The organism is Caulobacter sp. Root1455 (assembly GCF_001426905.1).
Classification (GTDB): domain Bacteria; phylum Pseudomonadota; class Alphaproteobacteria; order Caulobacterales; family Caulobacteraceae; genus Caulobacter.
In genome coordinates this window covers 1-20,485 of the sequence record NZ_LMFQ01000016.1, presented here as the reverse complement: position 1 = coordinate 20,485, position 20,485 = coordinate 1, and the positions used below count along the sequence as shown (strand labels likewise).

The window sequence follows — 20,485 nt, the reverse complement described above, 5'->3', positions numbered from 1 at the left end:
CTATCCCAGCCCGACCTGCTGCGCCAGCTCGACCGCCGACTACGAGTCCTACGGCTATGACGCGGCCGGCAATCGCACCACCTGGCGGCGGCGCAGCGGCGAGACGGTGACCTCCGTCTTCGACGCCCTCAACCGCGTCACCTATCACGACGGCGTCCAGACCTGGTTCTACTACGACAACCTGAACCGGCCGACCGTGACCTATGCCGGAACCAGCGCTGAGAAGATCAGCGCGCGCTACTACAACGCCCTGGGCCGGGTCACGGCCGACTACGCCTATCTGAACGGGACCTTCTTGCCGATGGCCTACTGGTACGACCAGGCGGGCAACCGGCTGGGGGTGCAATGGCCCGACGGCTTCTACGTCACCTACGAGCACGACAACACCGGCGCGGTTACCGCGATCCGCGAGAACGGCTCAGCCAGCCTGGCGTCCTACACCTATGACAACCTTGGCCGGCGCTCGGCGGCCTGGTTGGCCAACGGGGCCAACAGCCAATACAACTACGACGCCGCCTCGCGGCTGAGCGACCTGTCGCTGTACGTGCCCGATCCGGCCAAGCGGCAGGCCTATGGCCTGACCTACAACGCCGCCGGCCAAGTCAAAAGCCGCACCGGCTCCAATTCCCTCTACGAGTGGACCGCCGCCTCGACCGCCAGGAGCTATACGACCAATGGCCTGAACCAATACGCCGCGGTCGCCGGGGCGCCGTTCAGCTACGACCTGCGCGGCAACCTGAGCTACGACGGGACGACGGGCTTTGGCTATGACCTGGACAACCACCTGACCAGCACCTTGGCGGGGGCCAGCCTGGTCTATGATCCGCTCGGCCGGCTGCAGGAGATCGCCAAGCCGGGTTATCAGACCCAGCGCCTGGCCTATGACGGCTCCAACTTGGTCACCGAGTACGACACCGCCAACACCATCTTGCGCCGGTACGTCCCAGGGCCGGGAACCGACGAGCCGCTGGTCTGGTACGAGGGCGCTGGGACCACCGACCGCCGCTTCCTGCTGGCCGACCCTCAGGGCTCGATCGTGGCGGTGACCAGCAATGCGGGGGTGGTCAGCGCCATCAACACCTATGACGAATACGGCGTGCCGGCCGCCGGCAACCAGGGGCGGTTCCAGTACACCGGCCAGGCCTGGATGCCCGAGCTGGGGCTGTACCACTACAAGGCCCGAGCCTATTCTCCGACCTTGGGGCGGTTTCTCCAAACCGACCCCATCGGCTACAAAGATGGCCTCAACTGGTACGCCTACGTCGGGAACGACCCGCTGAATCGGAGCGATCCGACGGGCAATCAGATGGTGCTCCCGTTGCCGCCGCCGATCATTCCGCCGATTACAGGGCAGAATCCAAGCACGCCAAGCCCTCTGGAGCAGGCAATAAATAACGGCATTGATGCCATCAAGAACAAAGTGAGCGAGTATCAAAATAGAAATGCAGATACTAAGGTAAATCTAGACACGAATGTTCTGATCAATGTGATCGAAAACCCCTCATCCACAGCGGCGGCTTCCGCTATGGCGACTATAGGTGATAGGCAGCCGCTTATTTCCCCTCAAGCCCAACGAGAATTTCTGGTGAAAGGCGATCCGAAAGCCTTGGCAGCGTTTATGGCTGCGACCGGAGCTAAGACGGGGCCTGCGCCAAATGGCTTTGCCGTCAATCTTCTAGTTGGCCGGGGGCTGAGTGATGCCGATGCAATGGTGGTTCAATCTGGCCTTCAGGCGGGTGGAGCGCTAACGCTCACGCGTGATAAGAACATCCTGAGAAAGGTCCCAGGAGCTTCGGAGCCATACTAAATGAGCGCTTATAACGAACTTGTTCTTACGGGCGATGACGGCAGGGAAATAGATATCCAATTCAAACTTGGGCTTTGCTGGCAGCGTCGTTACAAACTGAACGAAGAAATTGAATTCTTGGAGGGTCAGTCGGGGCGTGAGGGTGCATTTGAAGTGCCCGGCGTATCCGGCGGTCCAGGGCAATGGCGGTTCTTCGCTCTTCACGTCGAAGATGGGCGAATTACGGCGGTCCGTTCGATCGATGAGACCGAAAGTGATCGCTTGGAAGCTCAGGCACAAACTTTGGGTCTGTGACCCGCTGCGCCGATCGCTCGCTACGGCGCCTTGTGGTGGCGCGCTTCGCGATCGGCTCCGCTGGCGCCGTGGCTTTGTCGATAATCAGTCGATAAAGTGTAATTATCCGTACAGATGTTGTCGATAATCCGTAATTTTATGTAATTATCTGTAACGCGGATGGCGTTTCCGCTCGCGTGCCGCGATCGGTTGGTTATGGACCCCCTTAAGAGGGTCTTTGGGCGGTCAAATCAGCGCCAAAATCCCCTTAAAATGGCACTACACCATACGCACCTCTCGGTGCTCGTAACGCTTTGACTTCGCTATACTAATAGGAACGCCGATTTTTAGGGGCACTACTCGGCATACTACCAAATCCCGAAAACCCCAATCTCATCAACGCCGAACTCACTACCGGGGGCACTACATCGGCGGCCTCAAACGCGGCGCGTCCGACAGGGCCGATTGCGGCCCGGAATCGGGGGCGCCACCATGGTCGCCGAGCAGGGCGCGGACGGAGGCCAAAACGGTGGGTCGCAAGCGGTGCACGAGCTTCCCGCGCGCGGCCGTGGAGGGGCATGTGAGGGCCAGGCACGGCCTTTGCCCGCCCGAGGTCCTGGCGCACCTGGTCGAGCTGCTGGCGGCCCGGGAATGGGGCGAGCCGGTGACGATCGGTCAGGCCTTCGGTCTGGTGGCCCAGGCCCACGTCCGCCACGCCTTCACCGACTACGACCGCCTGCTGCGGATCCCGGGCATGACGCGGGACGAGGCCCTGCTGATCGTCCGGCCCGAGGTGGCGGCGATCATCGCCGGCTGGGCGACGCCACGCGGCGGCCGGGGCGCGGTTGCTGATCCACCGTGCGAGGCCTCGGTTTAACGGGCTGGCGCTCGCCTGGTAGGGCTCTCGTCTGGGCGCTAATGGGCGATCGGCACGGTGGATCGGCAACCGCCGGCCGGCCAGCGACCCCGATGGACCACGCATGGACGACAGATGGACCACGAAGGCCGAAAATAGGCCGAGTTAGGCCGATCAAAGGCCGAAACCCCCAAAATCGGGCCGTGGTCCATCTGTCGGCCAAAGTGCGCCTGCGATCGGGAGGCAGGATGTGCATCGTGATATCACGATGCGGTCCCTTGCTCGCGGTGCTCGGCGGGCTCTGCGAGGCGGACGACGGCTGGCCGCCGGGTGTTGTCAGCTTAAACACGCGCCCCTGGGACTCCAGGGCTGGACACGGTTCGCTCGGAACGGCAGAGGCGCACGATGCGTGCTCTGTCCTTCAAGCGCCACCGGTTCCCGCCAGACGTCATCCATTACGCGGTGTGGCTCTATTTCCGCTTCACCCTGAGTTTGCGCGACGTCGAGGAACTGCTGGCCCAACGCGGGATCGAAGTGAGCTATGAGACGATCCGCTGCTGGACGATCAAGTTCGGCCCGCAGATCGCCAGAAATCTGAAGCGCCTCCGGCCCGCACCGTCGCCGCGCTGGCATCTGGACGAAATGGTCTGCAACGTCGGCGGAAGGCGCCTGTACCTATGGCGGGCCCTAAAACTACTCAGACGCCTGCTGCGCAACCAGCCGGTTGATCCGGTCTCGATCACGACCGACGGGCTCGGTTCATACGTTGCGGCGCTGAAGGGTNACCGCCCAGGTCGCTTACGGGAAAACAACCGCGCCGAAAACTCGCACCTGCCCATCCGAAGACGCGAGCGAAAGATGCAGGGGTTCAAGTCCCAAGCCTCGGCCCAGCGGTTCCTCACCACCCATGCGGCGGTCTACAACACATTCTACGCTCAGCCCCATCTGATCCGCCGCCAGACCCTGCGCCAGTTTCGAGGCGAAGCCATGCGTGCTTGGAGCCAAGCCGTGAGCGCCTGAGCTGGACACGGTTGGGCATATCGAGGCTAGGCGGGTTAACCTGACAATGCTGCTGGCGGGGGTGACCGAGCTGGGTCAGGCGGCGTTGAACTAAGCCGGTTCCTAAAGGCGGCGCTGGAATTAGCCGAGCGACCGAACGGCTCGGCGGTCAAGCCGATGGGGAAATGTCTCCTCAACCCATTGCACCGGGCAGGGCGTTCCGCGCATAGATATGGTCAAGCTTGAGCCATTCACGAAGGATCGACGCGACTATGCGTAGAATGAGCACGATTGCCGCGTCTTCACGCCGCAGCTTTGGCTTGAGGTGCCTGTAGTGGCCCCGCCAATACGGTTATGCTTTTTGTCCTTGATGGCGCTGGCGACCGCCGCGGCAGCGACCGCGGTGCAAGCTCAGGCAAAAATCGACTATACGTACGATGCTCAGGGACAGCTAAGTTCGGTCTCTAGGGTGAATGAGATCGGATCTTACACCTATGACGCTGCGGCAAATCGCACCGGGGTTGTTGTCGTCACACGCCCGTTCGCGATCTGGGCCAGCCCCTACTTCGGGTCCAGCGCCGCGTCCGGCAACTGGGCGGGCCAGAACGTCAATCCACGCTTCATGGCCGATGTGAATGGCGACGGCGATGACGATCTGATCGGCATTGGGGGAAGCAGCGTTTACGTTGCATTCGGCCAAACCAACGGTGTCTTCTCCTATCCGGTCACCGCGACGGCCAGCATGACGCCCGCCGCCAGTTGGGCAAACAACACGACCTACCCTCGGACGGCCGCGAAGGTAAATGCTGACAGCTACGCCGACCTTGTCGGTTTTGCAGGCGACGGCGTTTATGTTGGCCTAGGTCAAGCTAACGGCGCATTCGCCACCCCCTACAAGGCCACAAGCGGCTTTGGCGTGAACAGCGGCTGGGCAAGTCAGGAAACCGTTCCCCGTTTCCTGGCGGACCTCAATCATGATGGACGCGCCGACATCATCGGAATCGCCAACGATTCCGTATGGGTCGCCCTGGGCAACGCGACAGGCGGCTTTAATGCGCAGATCCTCGCCAGCACCCAATTTACCGCGTCGCAGGGCTGGACGAGCCAGAACCTGACGCCTCGCGCCCTGGCCGACGTGAATGGCGACACCTACGGCGACCTGGTCGGCTTTGCGTCCGATGGCGTCTATGTGGCCTTGGGATTGGGCAACGGCACGTTCGCTGCAGCCTTTAAGGCCATCGCCGGCTTTGGCCAGGCAACCGGGGGATGGACAGATTTCGATACCTACCCGCGCTATGTACGAGACGTGACGGGCGATGGCTTGGCGGATGTCGTCGGTTTTGGCAGCAACTACGTCTACGTCTCGGCCGGGCAGTCCAACGGCACCTTTGCGGCCTGGCAGAGTTATCCCACGCGATTTGTTCCGGGGATGGGTTGGGGGCCGCAGTCGATCCAGCCGCGCCTCGTCGGAGACGTCGATGGCGACCTTAAGGCCGACCTGATCGGGATCGCTCCTGACGGCGCCTACATGCAGCAGATTGTCAGCGGTGCGGCGCTCAGATCGATGGCCGGCAAATCGACGGGCGAGAACGCCTTCCCTATGGCGGCGGCGCAATCGAGCGCCGCATCGCCAGTTGAGGCTTCTCTTCAGTCGACCTTAGAGGCTACTGGATTGACCGCGACGATCCCGCTGCCTGCCTCCGAGAGCCCCAGCTTGCCGACGCCCTCCAGTCCCGCGCGCCCTAGTTCTCCGCCCTCTCAACGAACGCCCCCTAGCCCGGCTGGACCCGACCTTGCGACACCAACCGCAGGGACGCCGCCGCTGGGGGCGCAACGCTTTGGGCCAAAGGGCGAGGCCTTGCCGACGCCCTATCCGATCGAGCCACCGCGGTAGGCGCCGCTCCGACAACCAGACGGTGTTGTCAGCTTAACCGCGCGCCCCTGGGACTCCAGGGCTGGACACGGTTCGCTCGGAACGGCAGAGGCGCACGATGCGTTCTCTGTCCTTCAAGCGCCACCGGTTCCCGCCAGACGTCATCCATTACGCGGTGTGGCTCTATTTCCGCTTCACCCTGAGTTTGCGCGACGTCGAGGACCTGCTGGCCCAACGCGGGATCGAAGTGAGCTATGAGACGATCCGCTGCTGGACGATCAAGTTCGGCCCGCGGATCGCCAGAAATCTGAAGCGCCTCCGGCCCGCGCCGTCGCCGCGCTGGCATCTGGACGAAATGGTCTGCAACGTCGGCGGAAGGCGCCTGTACCTATGGCGCGCCCTAAAACTACTCAGACGCCTGCTGCGCAACCAGCCGGTTGATCCGGTCTCGATCACGACCGACGGGCTCGGTTCATACGTTGCGGCGCTGAAGGGNGCCCTAAAACTACTCAGACGCCTGCTGCGCAACCAGCCGGTTGATCCGGTCTCGATCACGACCGACGGGCTCGGTTCATACGTTGCGGCGCTGAAGGGTCTGGACCTGATCGACCTTCACCGCCCAGGTCGCTTACGGGAAAACAACCGCGCCGAAAACTCGCACCTGCCCATCCGAAGACGCGAGCGAAAGATGCAGGGGTTCAAGTCCCAAGCCNCACCGCCCAGGTCGCTTACGGGAAAACAACCGCGCCGAAAACTCGCACCTGCCCATCCGAAGACGCGAGCGAAAGATGCAGGGGTTCAAGTCCCAAGCCCCGGCCCAGCGGTTCCTCACCACCCATGCGGCGGTCTACAACGCTCAGCCCCACCTGATCCGCCGCCAGACCCTGCGCCGGTTTCGAGGCGAAGCCATGCGTGCTTGGAGCCAAGCCGTGAGCGCCCGAGCTGGACACGGTTGGGCATATCGAGGCTAGGCGGGTTAACCTGACAATGCTGGAAACTCCACCCGCCAGCTACGGCCGCCAAGGCCGCTATAGGGCGCGCAGGCCTGCAGGGCGCGGGCGGCGGCGCGTTCGGCCAAGAGCAGCGGTGCGTCAGCGGGGGAGGGGATCTTGCGGACCGCCTTGGGCGAGCCTGTTAAGCGTCCGTCATCGCCGATCTCGACCATCAAGGTCGCCTTGCGCGGTGAGGCCGAGCGCCAGCACGGCGCCACCTGTTTCCAAAGGTCGCCGGCCGGCGGCGAGGCGGGCCGGGCGCCGACATTGGGCAGCGACGCGGCGGCGTAGAGATCGATCCCCTCGGCGCCTTCGCCCTGGCCAAGGCCCTGGTCGGCCCGGCTCGAGCCGGACGCCGGTGAAGCGTTGGCCACGACGCCGGAGCCGTCGAACCGGCCGCTGGCGGAAGGTCGACCGGCGCCCGTCGCGGCCGAGGTCGAAGCGGGCGCGGCAGCCTCCGGCGCGATCAGGCGATCGAGGCGCTCGCCGGCGGTTGCGTCCGGAACGGGCCTCGGCGGAACGGGGCGGGAGGCGGTCGGAGCGGCCGCCGGCGCGGCTGGAGGCAAGGCCGGGGCCCCGCCGGGCGCGCCGCTGACCAGGGTGACGCCGACCACCCCGGGGGCGGCGACGAGGGTCTGGCCTCGCGCGCTTAGCAGCAGCGCGGCCAGGACGACAACGGCGTGTCCGCCCAGGGCGACGAGCGCCGCCGCGGTGCTGATGCGCGAGTCGTCAGGGGCTTGCGGACTTGATCCTGACATGGTGCGGGAAGCGGCCTTGCGGGGCTCGTGGTCGATGAGGTTGCAACGGTAGCGATCCGTATGGCTTGGGTCCACCGGACGCCGCAACTTTGGAGACGTCGCCTATTCATCCGCCTGCATCGCGTGATATCAAGCGCTCGGAAGCCAAGCTTCCGGAGTGCGCGCGTCGGGGCGCGGAGTGGGGGTCCATGCGTCAGCAACCAGGTCCAGTCAGGGGCCAGGACGGCTTTGCGGCCGTTGACGCGCTGGTGGCCGTCACCATTCTCTCATCGAGCCTGGCCCTGTCGTTGATGGCCGCGCAGGTCGGAACGCGCGCCAGCCGCTCGGCCGGCGAGACCCGCGACGCCGAACTGCTGCTGCGCGAACGCCTGGAAGCCACGGCCGGTCAGGCCGGGGTGTGGAGCGGTCACGATCTGGGCCTGGACTGGCGGGTCGAGGCCAATATTCCGGACGCCGGGCCGGCTCGCCAGGCGGCGCCTTGCGTGCGCACCGCCTCGGCCAAGGCCGCCAGCGGCCGCGCCTATCGCATCGCCACCGTCGATATCTGCCGGCCCGAGGCGACCGGATGACCGACGACGGCGGCTACACCCTGGCCGAGATGCTGGCGGCCCTGGCGATCCTGGGCATGGCCATGGGCGGGCTGGGCCTGGTCGCCAGCCTGATCGCCCGCCAGCAACTGGCCTCGAGTCGCGTGTCCACGCGCCTGATCGAGGACCGCGCCGCCGACCGCGCCCTGACCCTGTGGCTGGCCGAGCAGGACGCCCTGACCCTGAGCGGCGATGATCGAAGGCTTTCGGCGACCTGCGGCGAGGCCGCTTGCTCGGCGCGTCTGGAAGCCGACAAGCGGCGCACCGTGCTGATCCTTCAGGCGCGGTCGGGACCGGCGCGGCGACTGCGCCTGCGCCAACGGGACGTTCGGTTCGGCTATCTGGACAGCCGCGGGGCGGCCGCCGTCTGGCCGCGATCCGACAGGCGCGAAGGGGACGCCCGGGACGCGGCGCCGCGCGCCATCTTGTTGGTGGCCAAGGGCGCGAACGCGCCGCTGGCGGTGGCGCGGGTCTGGACCCGCGAACCCCGCGATTGCCAGTTCGACGCCATCATCGGCGCCTGCCGGACCAAGGCGCCATGAGGACGCCCCTGGATCTGCGGTTGGTCAACGACGACGAAGCCGTCGGCGACGTCCTGCATGACGAGGCCCCTGGCGTCGCTGCGCCGCCGCGCGTCTTCGCCCGCGCGGTTCAGACGCCGGCCGGCTGGCCATGGGAGCAGGTGCGCGGGGCTCAGCTGGCGGCGCGCCACCAAGCGCCTCTGCCGATGGACCAGGTCTGTCTGCGGCTCAAGCGCCTGACGCCGTGGCGGCCTGTGCAGGGCGCGCTGTTCGCCGCGTGCTACGTGCGCGCCTCCGAGATCCAGGAACGGTTCGAGGCGGAGGTCCAGGTCGAGGGCCGGCCGGCGCGGGTGGTGTTCGAACCGCCCGAGGCCCTGGCCCGCCGCGCGCGGCGATCGCTGCTGGTCGGCGTGGCGGCGGCTGCCGTCGCGTCCCTGTTGTTCGTGTCGGTCGCCGGGGCCCTGCTGGCCCGCGCCCAAGGCGAGGAACAGCTGGCGGTCCTGGAGCATGACGCGGCGGTCAAACTCCAGCGGGTCGAGGCGGCTCAACTGGTCCGCCGACAATCGGCGGCCCTGGCGGCCGCGTCGCCGGGCGACCGCGTGGCGGTCCCGCTGACCGATCTGGCCTGGGCGATGGCGGCGCGCAAGTCCGACGCGCGCATCGAGGCCTGGCGCTGGGACCATGGCGTCAGCCGCGTGCAAGCTCGCGATGAAGCCTCGCCGTTCGCCGATCCCCGTCGGGCGGTCACCCGCCAAGACGTCGGGATCTGGCGGGTCGAACCGGAGGGGGACGGTCGATGAACCGGGAAAGGGCCGGCGGACCGGGCCTCGCGGTCGTCGCGGCGATGATCGGCGGGGCGGCGGCCATCGTCACCGCCACGGGTCTGGCGGCACTGGCGCGTCCCGCCGACCGCGCCGCGCGTCTGGCCGAGCTGGAACGCAAGCTCGATCGCATCGAGGCCTTGCGGCGCGACGGGGCCGATGACGAGCCGACCTATCCGCGCGGCGCGATCTGCCGCGAAGGCGTTGCTCTCGGCGCGGGCGTCGTCGAGCAGAAGCTTCGCGCGCGGCTGGGGCAGGCCAAGCTGGCGGCGATCGCCTTCGAGCCCTCGTCCCCGGCCGGTGACAGCCTGCTGGCCGTCAACTTCCGCTTCGAGACCGTCGGCTCCTACGAGGACGCCATGACCCTGCTGGGCGGTCTGGACGCGGCGCGTCCGACGCTTTTCGTCGATTCCATCGACCTGGTTTCCAAGACCTCGGCCGTTTCCTTGCAATTTTCAGGACATTTCTATTGCTCGACCTCCGCGCGCCTTTGATCCCGATCTGCGCCGTGGTGGGCCTGACCCTGGGCGCGGCCGCCTGGCTTGCGGCCGGCCGCCAGGACGTGCTGACCCCGGCTCAGGACCGGTTGGCGGCGCTTGGGCCGTCCCGCGCCCAGCGGGGCGTGGACGGCGGCGCGCCGTCGCTGTCGGGGCCGCCGCTGTTTGCCCTGTCGACCGGCCCCAACGCCGTGCGCGATCCGGTGGTGACGGTGCTTGGGTTGTCGCGCATGCCCGGGCGCGCCGCCGCCCTGCTGGCCATCGACGGCAAGCCGCCCGCCTGGCTGGCGCGCGGCGAGAGTCGGGACGGGGTGGTGTTACGCGACGTCGGGTCCGGCCGCGCGAGCCTCGATCTGCCCTTGGGCGTGCGGACCTTGCGCATCGGCGAGGCCACGCCCGTCTCCCCTAGCGGCGCGACCGCCAGCCTTGGCCCGTCAACTCTAGCTTTCCCGAGCGCGCCCGGCGACGTGCCGCCCCCGGGCTTCAGGCCGCCTCCGCCCCCCGCCAGTGCCCCTGGCCTTGGCGGATAACGGGTGTCTCAAGTGAAGTCTCCCATGACGTTCAATCGCGCATTCTGCCTGGTCCTTGGCGCCACCTGCCTGACTCTGACCCCGCCGGGAACGGCGCCGGCGCGGGCCGCCCCCGCGCCGGCCGAGCGGGCCGAGTCCTTCACCTTCGCCTTCCGCGACGCCGATATCGCCCAGGTGGCCGAGGAGATTCTCGGCGCCGCCTTGGGCGTGCCCTACACCATCGATCCCGGCGTCACCGGCAAGGTGTCGTTTCGCATCGACCGGCGGCTCACCCGCGCCCAGTTGCTGGAGGCGTTCGAGGCGGCCCTGGCGGTCAACGACGTGGCCCTTCTGCGCCAAGGCGACAGCCTGGTGCTGGCCCCGCGAGACAAGGCCCGCTCGTCGGCCGCGCTGCGCGATCCCAGCGCGGTCGGCGGGGGGCGACGCGGCGGCTACGAGGTCGTGGCCGTGCCGCTGTCGTTCTCCACCCCCACCGAGGTGGCCAAGGCGCTGGAGGCGATGACGGGCTCCAAGGCGGTGCTCTATTCCAACGACAAGCTGGGCCTGATCGTGCTGGGCGGATCGGGTTCGGAGCTGCAGTCGTTGCTTGAGACCATCAAGATCCTCGACCGCAATGTCTTCGAGGGCGCGCGCATTCGCTGGTTTGATCTGCACCAGGCCGCGGCGGGCTCGGTGGCGTCCGACCTGGCCAAGGTCCTGGCGACGGCCGGGGTGCAAGGGGTATCGGTGTCGCCGCTAAACCGGCTGAACGGCCTGATCGTTTCGGCCCGCACCGAGCAGGCGATGGACGAGGTGGCCAACTGGATTGTGCGTCTCGACACGCCTTCGCGCGATCTGTCCACCCAGCTCTACGTCTATCGCCCGCGCAGCGCCTCGGCCGCTTCGCTGGCCAGGACCCTGTCGCAGGTGCTGTCGACCGGCGACGCCAAGGGCGGCGGGTTCAACAGCCGCCAGTCCGACCGCGACTCGTCCCAGACCGACGCCGCCAAGGACGACGGCGGCGGGGCGACAAGCAGCGGGGGTGAAGGCGGCGCCGAGAGCTTCGGCGAGCAGAAGCTGGAGGACGGGGTGCGCATCGGCGTGGACCGCGACAGCAACACCCTGATCATCCGCGCGCCGGCCGCGCGTTGGATGAGCCTGCAGCAGACCCTGGCCGAAATCGACCGGCCGCCCGCCCAGGTGATGATCGAGGCCTCGATCATCGAGGTCAGCCTGACCAACGATTTCCGGTTCGGCGTCGATTGGTCGGTGGTCAGCGACAACGGCAAGCTGGCCGGCAATTCGGTCTATACCGAAAACGGCGTGATCGGCCCCAAATTCCCCGGCTTTTCGATCACCTATCTGGGCGGCGACATCGACGCGGCGATCAACGCCCTGGGCTCGCGCACCGCGATCGACGTGGTCTCCGCCCCCAAGCTGATCACCTTGGACAACCACAAGGCGCGCCTGCAGATCGGCGATCAGGTGCCGATCGTCACCCAGACGGCCACCGACACCACCACCTCCTCGCCCGCCATCGTCAACACGGTGGAATACCGCGACACCGGCGTGATCCTCGAAGTCACGCCGCGCATCAGCGGCGAGGACAAGGTGGTGGTGGACATCACCCAGGAGGTCAGCGGCGTGGCCAAGACCGTGACCTCCGGCATCGACTCCCCGACCATTCAGCAGCGCAAGCTCTCCAGCACCCTGGTGCTGGAGGACGGGGCGGTCGTGGCCCTGGGCGGGCTGATCAGCCATCGCAACAGCGACTCCGACAGCGGCGTGCCGGGGCTCAAGGACGTCAAGTTCCTGGGCGCCCTTTTCAAGTCGACATCAAAGGAAGGCGCGCGGACCGAACTGGTGGTGCTGCTGAGGGTCAAGATCATGCGTGACCCGACCGCTTCCAGCCAGATGACACGCGACCTGCTGGCCGACATGAAGGAGATCGACAGCCGTGGCCTGCTGGCGCACTGAGGATCGTCGCGCGGACGGCCCCGACGGGGGCTACGCCACGGCCGCGGCCCTGAGCGTCAGCCTGGCGGTCGCGATCCTGGCGGCGGCCCTGGTGATGCGCGGGGTTGCGGCGCTGAAGCTGGCGCGAGCCGATTTTCGGCGCAGCCAGGCCGAATACGCCTTGTCTGGCGCCCAGGCGCTGGCGGTGACGCGACTTTTGAAAAGTTCCAGTTCGGGCCGGCTGGCCTGGAGCGCGGGTGGGCTCGATCCCCGGGGCATGAGCCTGTTGGCTGAGCCCGAGGCCCCCAAGTTGGCGCTGGCCGCGGCGGCCGAGCTCGACGACAAGGCCTTGACCGCCCTGGGCGCCGCCGATCCGGACCAGGCGCGGCTGCGGCTGGCGGGCCTTGAGGCGGCCAGCGCGACCCCGGACCAGGTCCAGGCGGCGGACGAGGCGAGCGACTGGCGGGTCTGCGCGGTCAGCGCCATCTCGCCTTGGGGCTTGGCCCAGGCCGTCAGCCTGGGCCCGATCCGCGAGCCGGATCAGGAGCCCGGCGCGGCGCGCGCGGGGCAGGTCTGGCGGATTGTCGCGCGCACCGAGGACGGCTGGACGGACGAGCGGATTGTGAGATTGATCGGGCGCGCCGAAACGCCCGGCGCGATAATATGGCGACGCTTCGGAAGAGGCGCGGGGAAGGGCGTGACATGCGACAAGACCATCGAGGTTTCGGCCAGAGGCGAGGGCGCTCCGGACAAGACGCCGGCTACACCCTGACCGAGATGCTGGTGGTCATCGCGATCATCGGCCTGATCGCCGCGGTGCTGACGCCCAGTCTGATGGGACAGCTGGGCCGCGCCCGGGTGAAGTCGGCCCAGTTGCAGCTGGAGTCGGTGGCCGCCGCCGTCGAAATGTTCCGCTCCGACGTTGGTCGCTATCCGACCGCCGGCGAGGGCTTGGCGGCGCTGGTCGACGAGCCGGCCGACGCCGAGGGCTGGACCGGCCCCTATCTGAAATCGGCCAGCGCCCTGAAGGACCCGTGGAGCGGCCAGATCCTCTATCGGACCGGCGACGATGAGACCTTCGGGGTCGTCAGCCTCGGTTCCGACCGCAAAGAGGGCGGGACGGGGACCAAGCGCGACCTGGTCGCGCCCAAATGAATGTCGCGGCGCTCATCGCCGCCCTGCCGCTGGGCGCCGTCGTCGGCAGTTTCGCCGCCACGGCGGGCCTGCGCTGGGCGCGGGGCGAGCAGGCCCTGACCGGGCGTTCGCGCTGCGACGCCTGCGCCGCGCCGCTCGGGTTTGGCGCGACCGTGCCGATCGTCTCCTTCGTCCGACTGGGCGGCGCCTGCGCGGCCTGCCGCGCGCCGATCCATCCGGGGCACCTGGCCGGCGAGGTCCTCGGCGCGGGCCTGGTCATGGCCAGTGTCGCGATCCTGCCGATCGGCCAGGCCTTGGTCGTCGCCGCCCTGGGCCTGGCGTTGATCGCCGGGGCGGCCGCCGACGTCGCCAGCCGCCGGCTGCCGGACCTGGCCAGCCTGGTCGCCGCGATCCTGGGTCTTGGCCTCGCCCTTCACCGGGGGGGCACAGCGGCGCTGACCGGTCTGGCCGCCGCCGCGTTCACCGGAGGCGTGTTGCTGCTGTTGCGCCGCAGCTTCGCGGCGCGGCGTGGCGATCCCGGCTTGGGCCTGGGGGACGTCAAATTGGCCGCGGCCCTGGCCCTGTGGCTGGGGGCGGCGACGCCCTGGGCGATCGCGCTGGCCGGTCTGCTCGGCTTGGCGCAGATCCGGCTGATCAAGTCGCCTGACGGAAAGATCGCCTTTGGTCCGGTCCTGGCGGCCAGCGGCTGGGCGGTCGGGCTGGCGGTGCAAGCAGGCTGGCTTGGAGACCTGATTCCATGACCGTGGCCCGCAACCCCGCGCGCGCCCAGGCGCGCGCCAGCCTGGTCGAGGCTCTGATTGAACGCGGCCTGGTCGAGCGCTCGGCCATCGCCCGGGCCGAACTGGTCGCCGTGCGCACCGGTCAGCCGGTCGAGCAGGTGCTCAACCAGCTGGGCGTGCTGTCGGACGAGGAGCTGACCCGCGCCTACGCCCAGGCGGCCGGGTGCGAGATCTGGGAGCCGCGCCTGCGCCCGGCGATGGTCGAGATCGCCGACCTCGACGTCGCCGCCGACTTCCTGCGCCGCGCCCGCCTGCTGCCGCTGGACGGGGCAGGGGCCGCGCTGGTCTGCGCCGCCTGCGACCCGTTGGACGACGAGGCGCTCGCCGGCCTGGTCTTCGCGGCCAACCGTCCGGTCAGCGTGCTGGCCGCGCGCCCCGCCGACTGGCGTCGAGCCTTCGACGAGCGTTACGGCGTCGAGGCGGCCGCGCCCTCCGAAGCCTTGGACGAGCGCCGGCTGGCTCGCGAAATCGACCAGGTGTCGGACGGAGCGGTCGAGGGCGGCGGCGCGCGCCTGGTGGCCGAAGCCTTCGAGGCGGCGATCGCCCTGGGCGCTTCGGACATCCATTTCGAACCGCGGCGTCACGACCTGCGCGTTCGCCTGCGAGTCGACGGCCGGATGATCGACCACCTTGTGGTGGCCGCCGATCTGGCCGCGCCGGCGGTGTCGCGGATCAAGGTGATCGCAAACCTCAACCTTGGCGAACGCCGCTTGCCGCAGGACGGGCGCACCTCGTTCGTCATCGGCGGCAAGTCGGTCGACGTGCGGGTGGCCACCGCCCCGACGGTGTTCGGCGAGGCCGCCGTGCTGCGGATCCTTGACCGCAGCGCCGTGCCGCTCGAACTTGACGGCCTGGGCCTGGCGCAGGATGTCACGCAGGTTCTGCGCAAGGCCGCAAGCGCGCCGCACGGAATCTTCCTGGTCACCGGGCCCACCGGCAGCGGCAAGACCACCACGCTCTACGCCCTGCTGGAAACCTTCACCGGTTCGCCCAAGAAGGTGCTCAGCGTCGAAGATCCGGTCGAGTACCACTTCGAGCACGTCTCCCAGACCCAGGTCGCGCCGCAACTGGGTCTGACCTTCGCCGCCGCGCTGCGTTCGTTCCTGCGCCAGGACCCCGACGTCATCCTGGTGGGCGAGATCCGCGATCCGGAGACGGCGGCCGTGGCCATCCAGGCGGCGATGACCGGCCATCTGGTGCTGGCCTCGATCCACGCCAACGACGCCCTGGCGGTTCTGCCGCGTCTGATGGATATGGGCGTGGAGCCCTATCAGCTGGCGGCGGCGTTTCGGGGGGCGGTGGCCCAGCGGCTGGTTCGACGGCTGTGCCCGCACTGCCGGCAAGCCGCCGCGCCGACCGAGGCCGAGCTGGCCTTCGTCGCCAGCCAGGGCCTGGCCGCGCCGATGCGCGCCTTCAAGGCGCAGGGCTGCCCGGCCTGCAAGGGCGCCGGCTTTAGGGGACGGGCGCCCATCGCCGAAGCCTTCTTGACCAATGACGCCCTGCTCAGAGCCGTCGCCGACCGCCAGCCGGCCGCGGAGATTGGTCGACTGGCCCGCCAATTGGGCCTGGTCAGCATGGCGGCCGACGGCCTGGACAAGGCCATGCGCGGCGAGACCACGCTGGAGGAAGTGATGGGCGCGGTTCATGACTGACGCCCAAAGCTTTTCCTATGTGGCGCTCGGGGCTGACGGTCGGCGGGTGCGCGGCGAGGTTCCAGGGCCCAGCGAGCAGGCGGCCTTCGAGCGTTTGCGGCGTCAAGGCCTGTCGCCGCTCAAGCTGTCGCCGGTGCGAACCCAGGCCCGCGGCGGCGACCATGGTCTTGGGGACCGCGAAAGCGCCGAGATCCTGCTCAGCCTGGCCGACCTCCTGAGCGCCGGGGCCGACATGCGCTCGTCGCTGAACGTGCTGTTGTCGCGGGCCCAGGTTTCGCGCGTCGCCAACGCCTGCCGTCGATTGCTGCGGGAGATCAGCGCCGGCCAAGCGCTCGACGCGGCCTTCGCCAAAACCCTGGCGCCGCGCCACGGCTTCGTGGCCGCCCTGGTCGCGGCGGGCGAGGCGTCCGGCGATCTGCCCCAAGCGCTGCGCCGGGCGGGCGAGATGCTCGAGGCGGCCATCAAGCTGCGTCAGCAGTTGGTCGCCGCCCTGGCCTATCCTTTGTTCGTGCTGCTCAGCACCCTGGCGGCGGCCGGGGTGATCCTGCTGGCCGTCGTCCCGTCGCTGGAGCCGTTGGTCAGCGAAGGCGGCGAGGGGAGCGCTCCGATCCTTTCGGGATTGCTGGCGGCCAGCCGCCTGCTGCGTGAGCACGGGCTGGTCCTGGGCGGCGGCCTGGGGGTCGTGATCGCCCTGACCTTGGCCCTGGGCCGCGCCGGCTTGCTGGCGGGACCGCTCGACCGCCTGTGGCTGGCGGGGCCCTGGCGGCGCACGACCTGCGCCCTGGCGTTCGGCGGCTTTTCGATGTCGCTGGGCGCGATGCTGAGCGCCGGCGCGCCGATGAGCGAGGCCTTGCGCCTGGCCATTGGCGCGGTGCGCTCCGATCTGGCCAAGACGCGCCTGCGGATCGTACTGCAACAGGTGCGCCAAGGCGTGTCGCTGTCGCAGGCTCTCCAGGCGGTGAAGGGCTTTCCGCCGACCATCGTGCGGCTGGTCTCCGTGGGCGAGTCGACCGGAGCCTTGGGGCGGATGCTGCAGCGCTCGGGAAAGCTGGAGGAGGCCGCCGCGGTGCGCGACATCGAGGCGGCCGCCCGGTTGCTGGGGCCGGCTTTGATCGTCCTGCTCGGCGGGTTGATCGGTCTGATGATGGCCGGGCTGCTGTCAGGCGTGACCGAGTTGGGCCAGGCGGCGCTGAACTGAGAGCTATCGCATAGATTTCAACGCGTCCTAGTTGCGCCCCGCGGAATGCGGTTCTACGGTCAAGCTTCGTCGGAAGTTTAGGTGGGGACGTTCGGTGGCTTTTTTGATGCGGTCGCGCTTGGCGATCGCCTTGGTCTCGCTTGCGATCGCGAGCGTGGCGTCCGTGTCGGCGGCCCAGGTCACCACGACCTATACCTATGACCCCCAGGGGCAAGTCAAAACCGTCGCCCGGCCCAGTGGCGCCGTGGCCTACACCTACGACGCGGCGGGCAACCGCACCGCGCTGAACATCGTCTATCCGCCGCCAGGCGCGGGGGCTGGCTCGCTCAGCGTGCCGTTCGGCGGCTCGGCGAGCCTGGCCCTGCCGGTCAGCGGCCCGTTCACGGGGGCGGCCGTCGAGGCCGCTCCGACCAAGGGCTCGGTGTCGATCTCGGGCACGACCGCGACCTATACCGCCGGCGTCAACAGCTACGGGGCCGACAGCTTCACCTATCACGCGGTCGGACCGGGCGGGAACTCCGCCGTCCAGACCATCACCGTCAGCATCGCCAACCCGCCGGCCCCGATCGCCGGAAACGGCGCGATGAACGTGCCCTACAATTCCGCCGCCAACGAGACCGTGCCGACAGCCGGCGTGGTCACATCTTGGGCCGTGGCCACCGCCCCAACCAAAGGGACGGTGACGAAGACGACGGGCCTTGGCTTCACCTATACGGCGACCTCCGGCGCGTACGGCGCCGACAGCTTCACTTTTTACGCCAGCGGTCCCGGCGGAAATTCGAGCCCGGGTACGGTGAGCGTCACCATCGCCAACCCGTCGGCCCCGACGGCGGCCAACACCTCGCTGTCGGTGGCCTACAACGGCGCGGACGCGACGGTGGCGCTGCCGGTGGGCGGGGTGGTGACCGGAGCCACGATCGTCACGGCCCCCGCCCACGGCTACTACGCGGTCACCGGCACGACCGCCCACTACACGCCCTATACAGGCTACTACGGTCCCGACAGCTTCAACTACGTGGCCAACGGACCGGGCGGCAATAGCGCGCCGGCCACGGTGTCGGTCACGGTCGGCAACCCGCCGGCCCCGACGGCGGCCAACACCTCGTTGTCGGTGGCCTACAACGGCGCGGACGCGACGGTGGCGCTGCCGGTGGGCGGGGTCGTGGCCGGAGCCACGATCGTTACGGCGCCGGCCCACGGCTACTACGCCGTCACGGGCACGACCGCCCACTACACGCCCTATACCGGCTACTATGGTCCCGACAGCTTCAACTACGTCGCCAGCGGACCAGGCGGCGCCAGCGCGCCGGCCACGGTGTCGGTCTCGGTCGGCTTGCCGCCGGCCCCGACGGCGGGCGCGGTCTCGACGACGACGGCGTTCAACACGCCCAAGGCCATCGGCCTGTCGCCGAGCGGGATCTACAGCTCGCTGGCGGTCGCCTCCGGTCCGGCCCATGGCTGGGCGTCGATCAGCGGCACGACGGCGACCTATACGCCCAACGGCCTGTATTCCGGTCCCGACAGCTTCACCTACACCGCCACGGGTCCTGGGGGCACCAGCGCCCCGGCCACGGTGTCGGTGACGGTCGGCGCGCCCCCGCCCAACAATCCGCCGACCGCGGTCAATGACGGCACGGTCCAGATCGTGGCGGGCGACACGGTCAATGTGAACGTGACGGCCAATGACAGCGACCCCGACGGCGACACGCTGTCGATCGTCTCGCTGAGCAAGACCACCTCGACCAAGGCCGACTACGCGTTCAGCGGCGGCACGATCACGGTCATGGCCAAGTCCTCCAAGGGCGGCGACAGCCTGACCTACACGATCACCGACGGCAAAGGCGGCACGGCCACCGCCACCCTCTCCATCAATGTGACCTTCTAGGCGTGCGGGGCGTGATGACCAAGTCGATGAGCTTCCCGTCGTTCCGCGCGACCCTGCGCGGATCGCTGGCCGCCCTGGCCCTAACCGCCGCGACGCTGCTGGGCGGCGTAACCCCCGTCCTGGCCCAGGATCCGATCCCGCCGCCTAAGCATTCGGCCGTCGACGCCAACGGCGTGGACCTGATCAGCGGCGCCATGAGCGTAACGTCCGGGCTCAACAGCATCGGTCCCGACGGCCCGGGCGGGCTGGCGGCGTCCAAGACGCTCAGGCCAGGGTTCTCGATCTCGTCGATGTTCTCCTACGTCAAGCTGGTGGGCAGCGCCGAGGTTCAGGAAACCAGTCTCGTGGCCTTCATGGGCCAAAGCCAGCTGTTCGTTGGCGCACCCGATCTCGGTCCAGAGTTCTCCGAGGGCAACACGCTGGACAAGGACGCCAACAACATCGTCTACACCCTGGCCGATGGCACCGTCGCCCGCTTCAAGCTGGTCCATATCCAGTACGTCATGAACCCCAACATGCGGCCGGCCTGGGGCGTGCTGCAGAGCGTCACCTATCCGTCCGGCGAAGTTTTGACCTTCACCTATGACGTGGAAGGCATCGGCGCCAGCTGGATGCAGGTGGAGAGCAGCCTCGGCTACACCATCGCCGGATTCGGCGGGATGCACGAATGGGACGCCTCGGCGGCGGCCAACCTGACCCAGGGCGGGTGCTCGAGCGCGGTGTGCTCGGGTCCGACCTTCGCTTCGCAGGCGGCCCTGGGGCGGACGCCGACCAAATCCGAAACAGCCACGACCGTGACGATCAACAGCCCGGCTGGCGGCGTACCGAAGGTCTACACCGTTTCCATCAGCCCCCAATATCCCAATGGCGCGGTCACGGCGGTCACCGACGGTGCGGGAACCTGGACCTACGCCTACGACCAGATTCAGGACCAAACCTTCCATCCGCTCAACTTTAAGCAGGTCGTGACGGTCACCGATCCGCTAGGCAACAAGCGCACGGTCACGTCGCGTCTTGAGAACCAGCAGATCATCAGCGACACGGTCGGCATCAAGCCCGACGGCACGGGCGGCCAGACCACCACCTTCCAATACGATGCGGACAACATCTATCCGGGTCTTGGACGGCTTATGCAGATCTCCGCGCCGGAGGGCAACCGGGCCCGCTACGAGTACGACAACCAGAACAATGTGACGGCCAAGTGGAACCTGCCCAAGGGGACGCCGGTAAATGCGGATCCCAGCACGGTCCCCGGCGCGACCGTCATGCGCGCCTCCTACAACATGACGCTGTGCACCAGCGTCCAGATCTGCAACCGGCCCGACTGGATCAAGGACGAGCGCGGCAATCAGACCGACTTCACCTAT

The 20,485-nt window shown here is 68.2% G+C and carries 20 protein-coding genes and 3 pseudogenes; 22 read left to right on the top strand and 1 reads right to left on the bottom strand.

The genetic code is table 11. The features are described 5' to 3' along the window. The 9 genes and pseudogenes from ASD21_RS09345 to ASD21_RS24695 all read left to right on the top strand — a co-directional run. Positions 1-1,807: RHS repeat-associated core domain-containing protein (locus ASD21_RS09345; RefSeq protein WP_162250228.1), on the top strand; the 1,807-nt coding region annotated here is incomplete at its 5' end. Then, positions 1,808-2,101, top strand: coding sequence for a hypothetical protein (locus ASD21_RS23895; protein ID WP_156398335.1), 294 nt, complete (start codon positions 1,808-1,810; stop codon positions 2,099-2,101). Positions 2,102-2,609: 508 nt separating this feature from the next. Then, complete coding sequence (locus tag ASD21_RS24290) at positions 2,610-2,957, top strand: DUF2293 domain-containing protein (RefSeq protein WP_162250227.1); 348 nt, start codon at positions 2,610-2,612, stop codon at positions 2,955-2,957. Positions 2,958-3,341: 384 nt separating this feature from the next. Further along, a pseudogene (locus ASD21_RS24715) lies at positions 3,342-3,719 on the top strand (IS6 family transposase); the annotation flags it as partial. A 1-nt stretch (position 3,720) separates the two neighbouring features. Further along, a partial coding sequence (locus ASD21_RS24710) for a DDE-type integrase/transposase/recombinase (protein ID WP_235524865.1) occupies positions 3,721-3,956 on the top strand: 236 nt, incomplete at its 5' end. Positions 3,957-4,305: 349 nt separating this feature from the next. Continuing rightward, a complete protein-coding gene (locus ASD21_RS09330; RefSeq protein WP_056439963.1) occupies positions 4,306-5,829 on the top strand; it encodes an FG-GAP repeat domain-containing protein in 1,524 nt (507 codons plus the stop codon). A gap of 97 nt (positions 5,830-5,926) precedes the next feature. Then, a pseudogene (locus ASD21_RS24705) lies at positions 5,927-6,303 on the top strand (IS6 family transposase); the annotation flags it as partial. A 1-nt stretch (position 6,304) separates the two neighbouring features. Then, a pseudogene (locus ASD21_RS24700) lies at positions 6,305-6,520 on the top strand (DDE-type integrase/transposase/recombinase); the annotation flags it as partial. Position 6,521: 1 nt separating this feature from the next. Beyond that, a partial coding sequence (locus tag ASD21_RS24695; protein ID WP_235524864.1) for a DDE-type integrase/transposase/recombinase occupies positions 6,522-6,779 on the top strand: 258 nt, incomplete at its 5' end. 5 nt (positions 6,780-6,784) lie between these two features. On the opposite strand, the gene ASD21_RS09325 is transcribed toward ASD21_RS24695, so the two are convergent. Further along, complete coding sequence (locus tag ASD21_RS09325; protein WP_056439962.1) at positions 6,785-7,558, bottom strand: hypothetical protein; 774 nt, start codon at positions 7,556-7,558, stop codon at positions 6,785-6,787. A 188-nt stretch (positions 7,559-7,746) separates the two neighbouring features. On the opposite strand from ASD21_RS09325, the gene ASD21_RS09320 reads away from it, so the two are divergent. The 13 genes from ASD21_RS09320 to ASD21_RS09260 form a co-directional block, all read left to right on the top strand. Continuing rightward, positions 7,747-8,127, top strand: coding sequence for a hypothetical protein (locus tag ASD21_RS09320; protein ID WP_156398333.1), 381 nt, complete (start codon positions 7,747-7,749; stop codon positions 8,125-8,127). Continuing rightward, positions 8,124-8,687: a type II secretion system protein gene (locus ASD21_RS09315; protein ID WP_056439957.1), complete on the top strand. Its 564-nt coding sequence runs from the start codon at positions 8,124-8,126 to the stop codon at positions 8,685-8,687. Before ASD21_RS09320 ends, ASD21_RS09315 begins: the two co-directional genes overlap by 4 nt. After that, positions 8,684-9,466 (top strand): hypothetical protein, encoded by a 783-nt coding sequence (locus tag ASD21_RS09310; RefSeq protein ID WP_056439955.1) that lies wholly within the window; start codon positions 8,684-8,686, stop codon positions 9,464-9,466. Before ASD21_RS09315 ends, ASD21_RS09310 begins: the two co-directional genes overlap by 4 nt. Then, positions 9,463-9,981 (top strand): hypothetical protein, encoded by a 519-nt coding sequence (locus tag ASD21_RS09305; RefSeq protein ID WP_056439953.1) that lies wholly within the window; start codon positions 9,463-9,465, stop codon positions 9,979-9,981. The genes ASD21_RS09310 and ASD21_RS09305 overlap by 4 nt, the downstream gene beginning before the upstream one ends. Continuing rightward, entirely contained in the window at positions 9,957-10,514 is a 558-nt protein-coding gene (locus ASD21_RS09300; RefSeq protein ID WP_056439951.1) for a hypothetical protein, read from the top strand. Before ASD21_RS09305 ends, ASD21_RS09300 begins: the two co-directional genes overlap by 25 nt. A 24-nt stretch (positions 10,515-10,538) precedes the next feature. Next, positions 10,539-12,470, top strand: coding sequence for a type II secretion system secretin GspD (gspD, locus tag ASD21_RS09295; RefSeq protein WP_082554698.1), 1,932 nt, complete (start codon positions 10,539-10,541; stop codon positions 12,468-12,470). Next, positions 12,451-13,221 (top strand): hypothetical protein, encoded by a 771-nt coding sequence (locus ASD21_RS09290; protein WP_056439949.1) that lies wholly within the window; start codon positions 12,451-12,453, stop codon positions 13,219-13,221. The genes gspD and ASD21_RS09290 overlap by 20 nt, the downstream gene beginning before the upstream one ends. Beyond that, the gene (gene gspG / locus ASD21_RS09285) at positions 13,152-13,604 is read left to right on the top strand and encodes a type II secretion system major pseudopilin GspG (RefSeq protein ID WP_056439948.1); all 453 of its coding nucleotides are present in this window, start codon (positions 13,152-13,154) and stop codon (positions 13,602-13,604) included. The genes ASD21_RS09290 and gspG overlap by 70 nt, the downstream gene beginning before the upstream one ends. Further along, a complete protein-coding gene (locus ASD21_RS09280; RefSeq protein WP_056439946.1) occupies positions 13,601-14,344 on the top strand; it encodes a prepilin peptidase in 744 nt (247 codons plus the stop codon). The genes gspG and ASD21_RS09280 overlap by 4 nt, the downstream gene beginning before the upstream one ends. Next, positions 14,341-16,035 (top strand): GspE/PulE family protein, encoded by a 1,695-nt coding sequence (locus ASD21_RS09275; protein WP_056439944.1) that lies wholly within the window; start codon positions 14,341-14,343, stop codon positions 16,033-16,035. Before ASD21_RS09280 ends, ASD21_RS09275 begins: the two co-directional genes overlap by 4 nt. Continuing rightward, a complete protein-coding gene (locus tag ASD21_RS09270; RefSeq protein ID WP_056439942.1) occupies positions 16,028-17,233 on the top strand; it encodes a type II secretion system F family protein in 1,206 nt (401 codons plus the stop codon). Before ASD21_RS09275 ends, ASD21_RS09270 begins: the two co-directional genes overlap by 8 nt. Positions 17,234-17,387: 154 nt before the next feature. Continuing rightward, positions 17,388-19,118 (top strand): Ig-like domain-containing protein, encoded by a 1,731-nt coding sequence (locus ASD21_RS09265; RefSeq protein WP_162250226.1) that lies wholly within the window; start codon positions 17,388-17,390, stop codon positions 19,116-19,118. Positions 19,119-19,132: 14 nt separating this feature from the next. After that, positions 19,133-20,485, top strand: a 1,353-nt coding sequence (locus ASD21_RS09260; RefSeq protein ID WP_162250225.1) for an RHS repeat domain-containing protein, incomplete at its 3' end; no start/stop codon positions are given.

What these genes read in the sequence shown, in the direction of transcription:
- ASD21_RS23895 (WP_156398335.1), top strand. Translation starts at nt 1,808, where the DNA reads ATGAGCGCTTATAACGAACTTGTTCTTACGGGCGATGACGGCAGGGAA.
- ASD21_RS09330 (WP_056439963.1), top strand. Translation starts at nt 4,306, where the DNA reads ATGGCGCTGGCGACCGCCGCGGCAGCGACCGCGGTGCAAGCTCAGGCA.
- ASD21_RS09325 (WP_056439962.1), bottom strand. Translation starts at nt 7,558, where the DNA reads ATGTCAGGATCAAGTCCGCAAGCCCCTGACGACTCGCGCATCAGCACC.
- ASD21_RS09320 (WP_156398333.1), top strand. Translation starts at nt 7,747, where the DNA reads ATGCGTCAGCAACCAGGTCCAGTCAGGGGCCAGGACGGCTTTGCGGCC.
- ASD21_RS09315 (WP_056439957.1), top strand. Translation starts at nt 8,124, where the DNA reads ATGACCGACGACGGCGGCTACACCCTGGCCGAGATGCTGGCGGCCCTG.
- ASD21_RS09310 (WP_056439955.1), top strand. Translation starts at nt 8,684, where the DNA reads ATGAGGACGCCCCTGGATCTGCGGTTGGTCAACGACGACGAAGCCGTC.
- ASD21_RS09305 (WP_056439953.1), top strand. Translation starts at nt 9,463, where the DNA reads ATGAACCGGGAAAGGGCCGGCGGACCGGGCCTCGCGGTCGTCGCGGCG.
- gspD (WP_082554698.1), top strand. Translation starts at nt 10,539, where the DNA reads ATGACGTTCAATCGCGCATTCTGCCTGGTCCTTGGCGCCACCTGCCTG.
- gspG (WP_056439948.1), top strand. Translation starts at nt 13,152, where the DNA reads ATGCGACAAGACCATCGAGGTTTCGGCCAGAGGCGAGGGCGCTCCGGA.
- ASD21_RS09280 (WP_056439946.1), top strand. Translation starts at nt 13,601, where the DNA reads ATGAATGTCGCGGCGCTCATCGCCGCCCTGCCGCTGGGCGCCGTCGTC.
- ASD21_RS09275 (WP_056439944.1), top strand. Translation starts at nt 14,341, where the DNA reads ATGACCGTGGCCCGCAACCCCGCGCGCGCCCAGGCGCGCGCCAGCCTG.
- ASD21_RS09270 (WP_056439942.1), top strand. Translation starts at nt 16,028, where the DNA reads ATGACTGACGCCCAAAGCTTTTCCTATGTGGCGCTCGGGGCTGACGGT.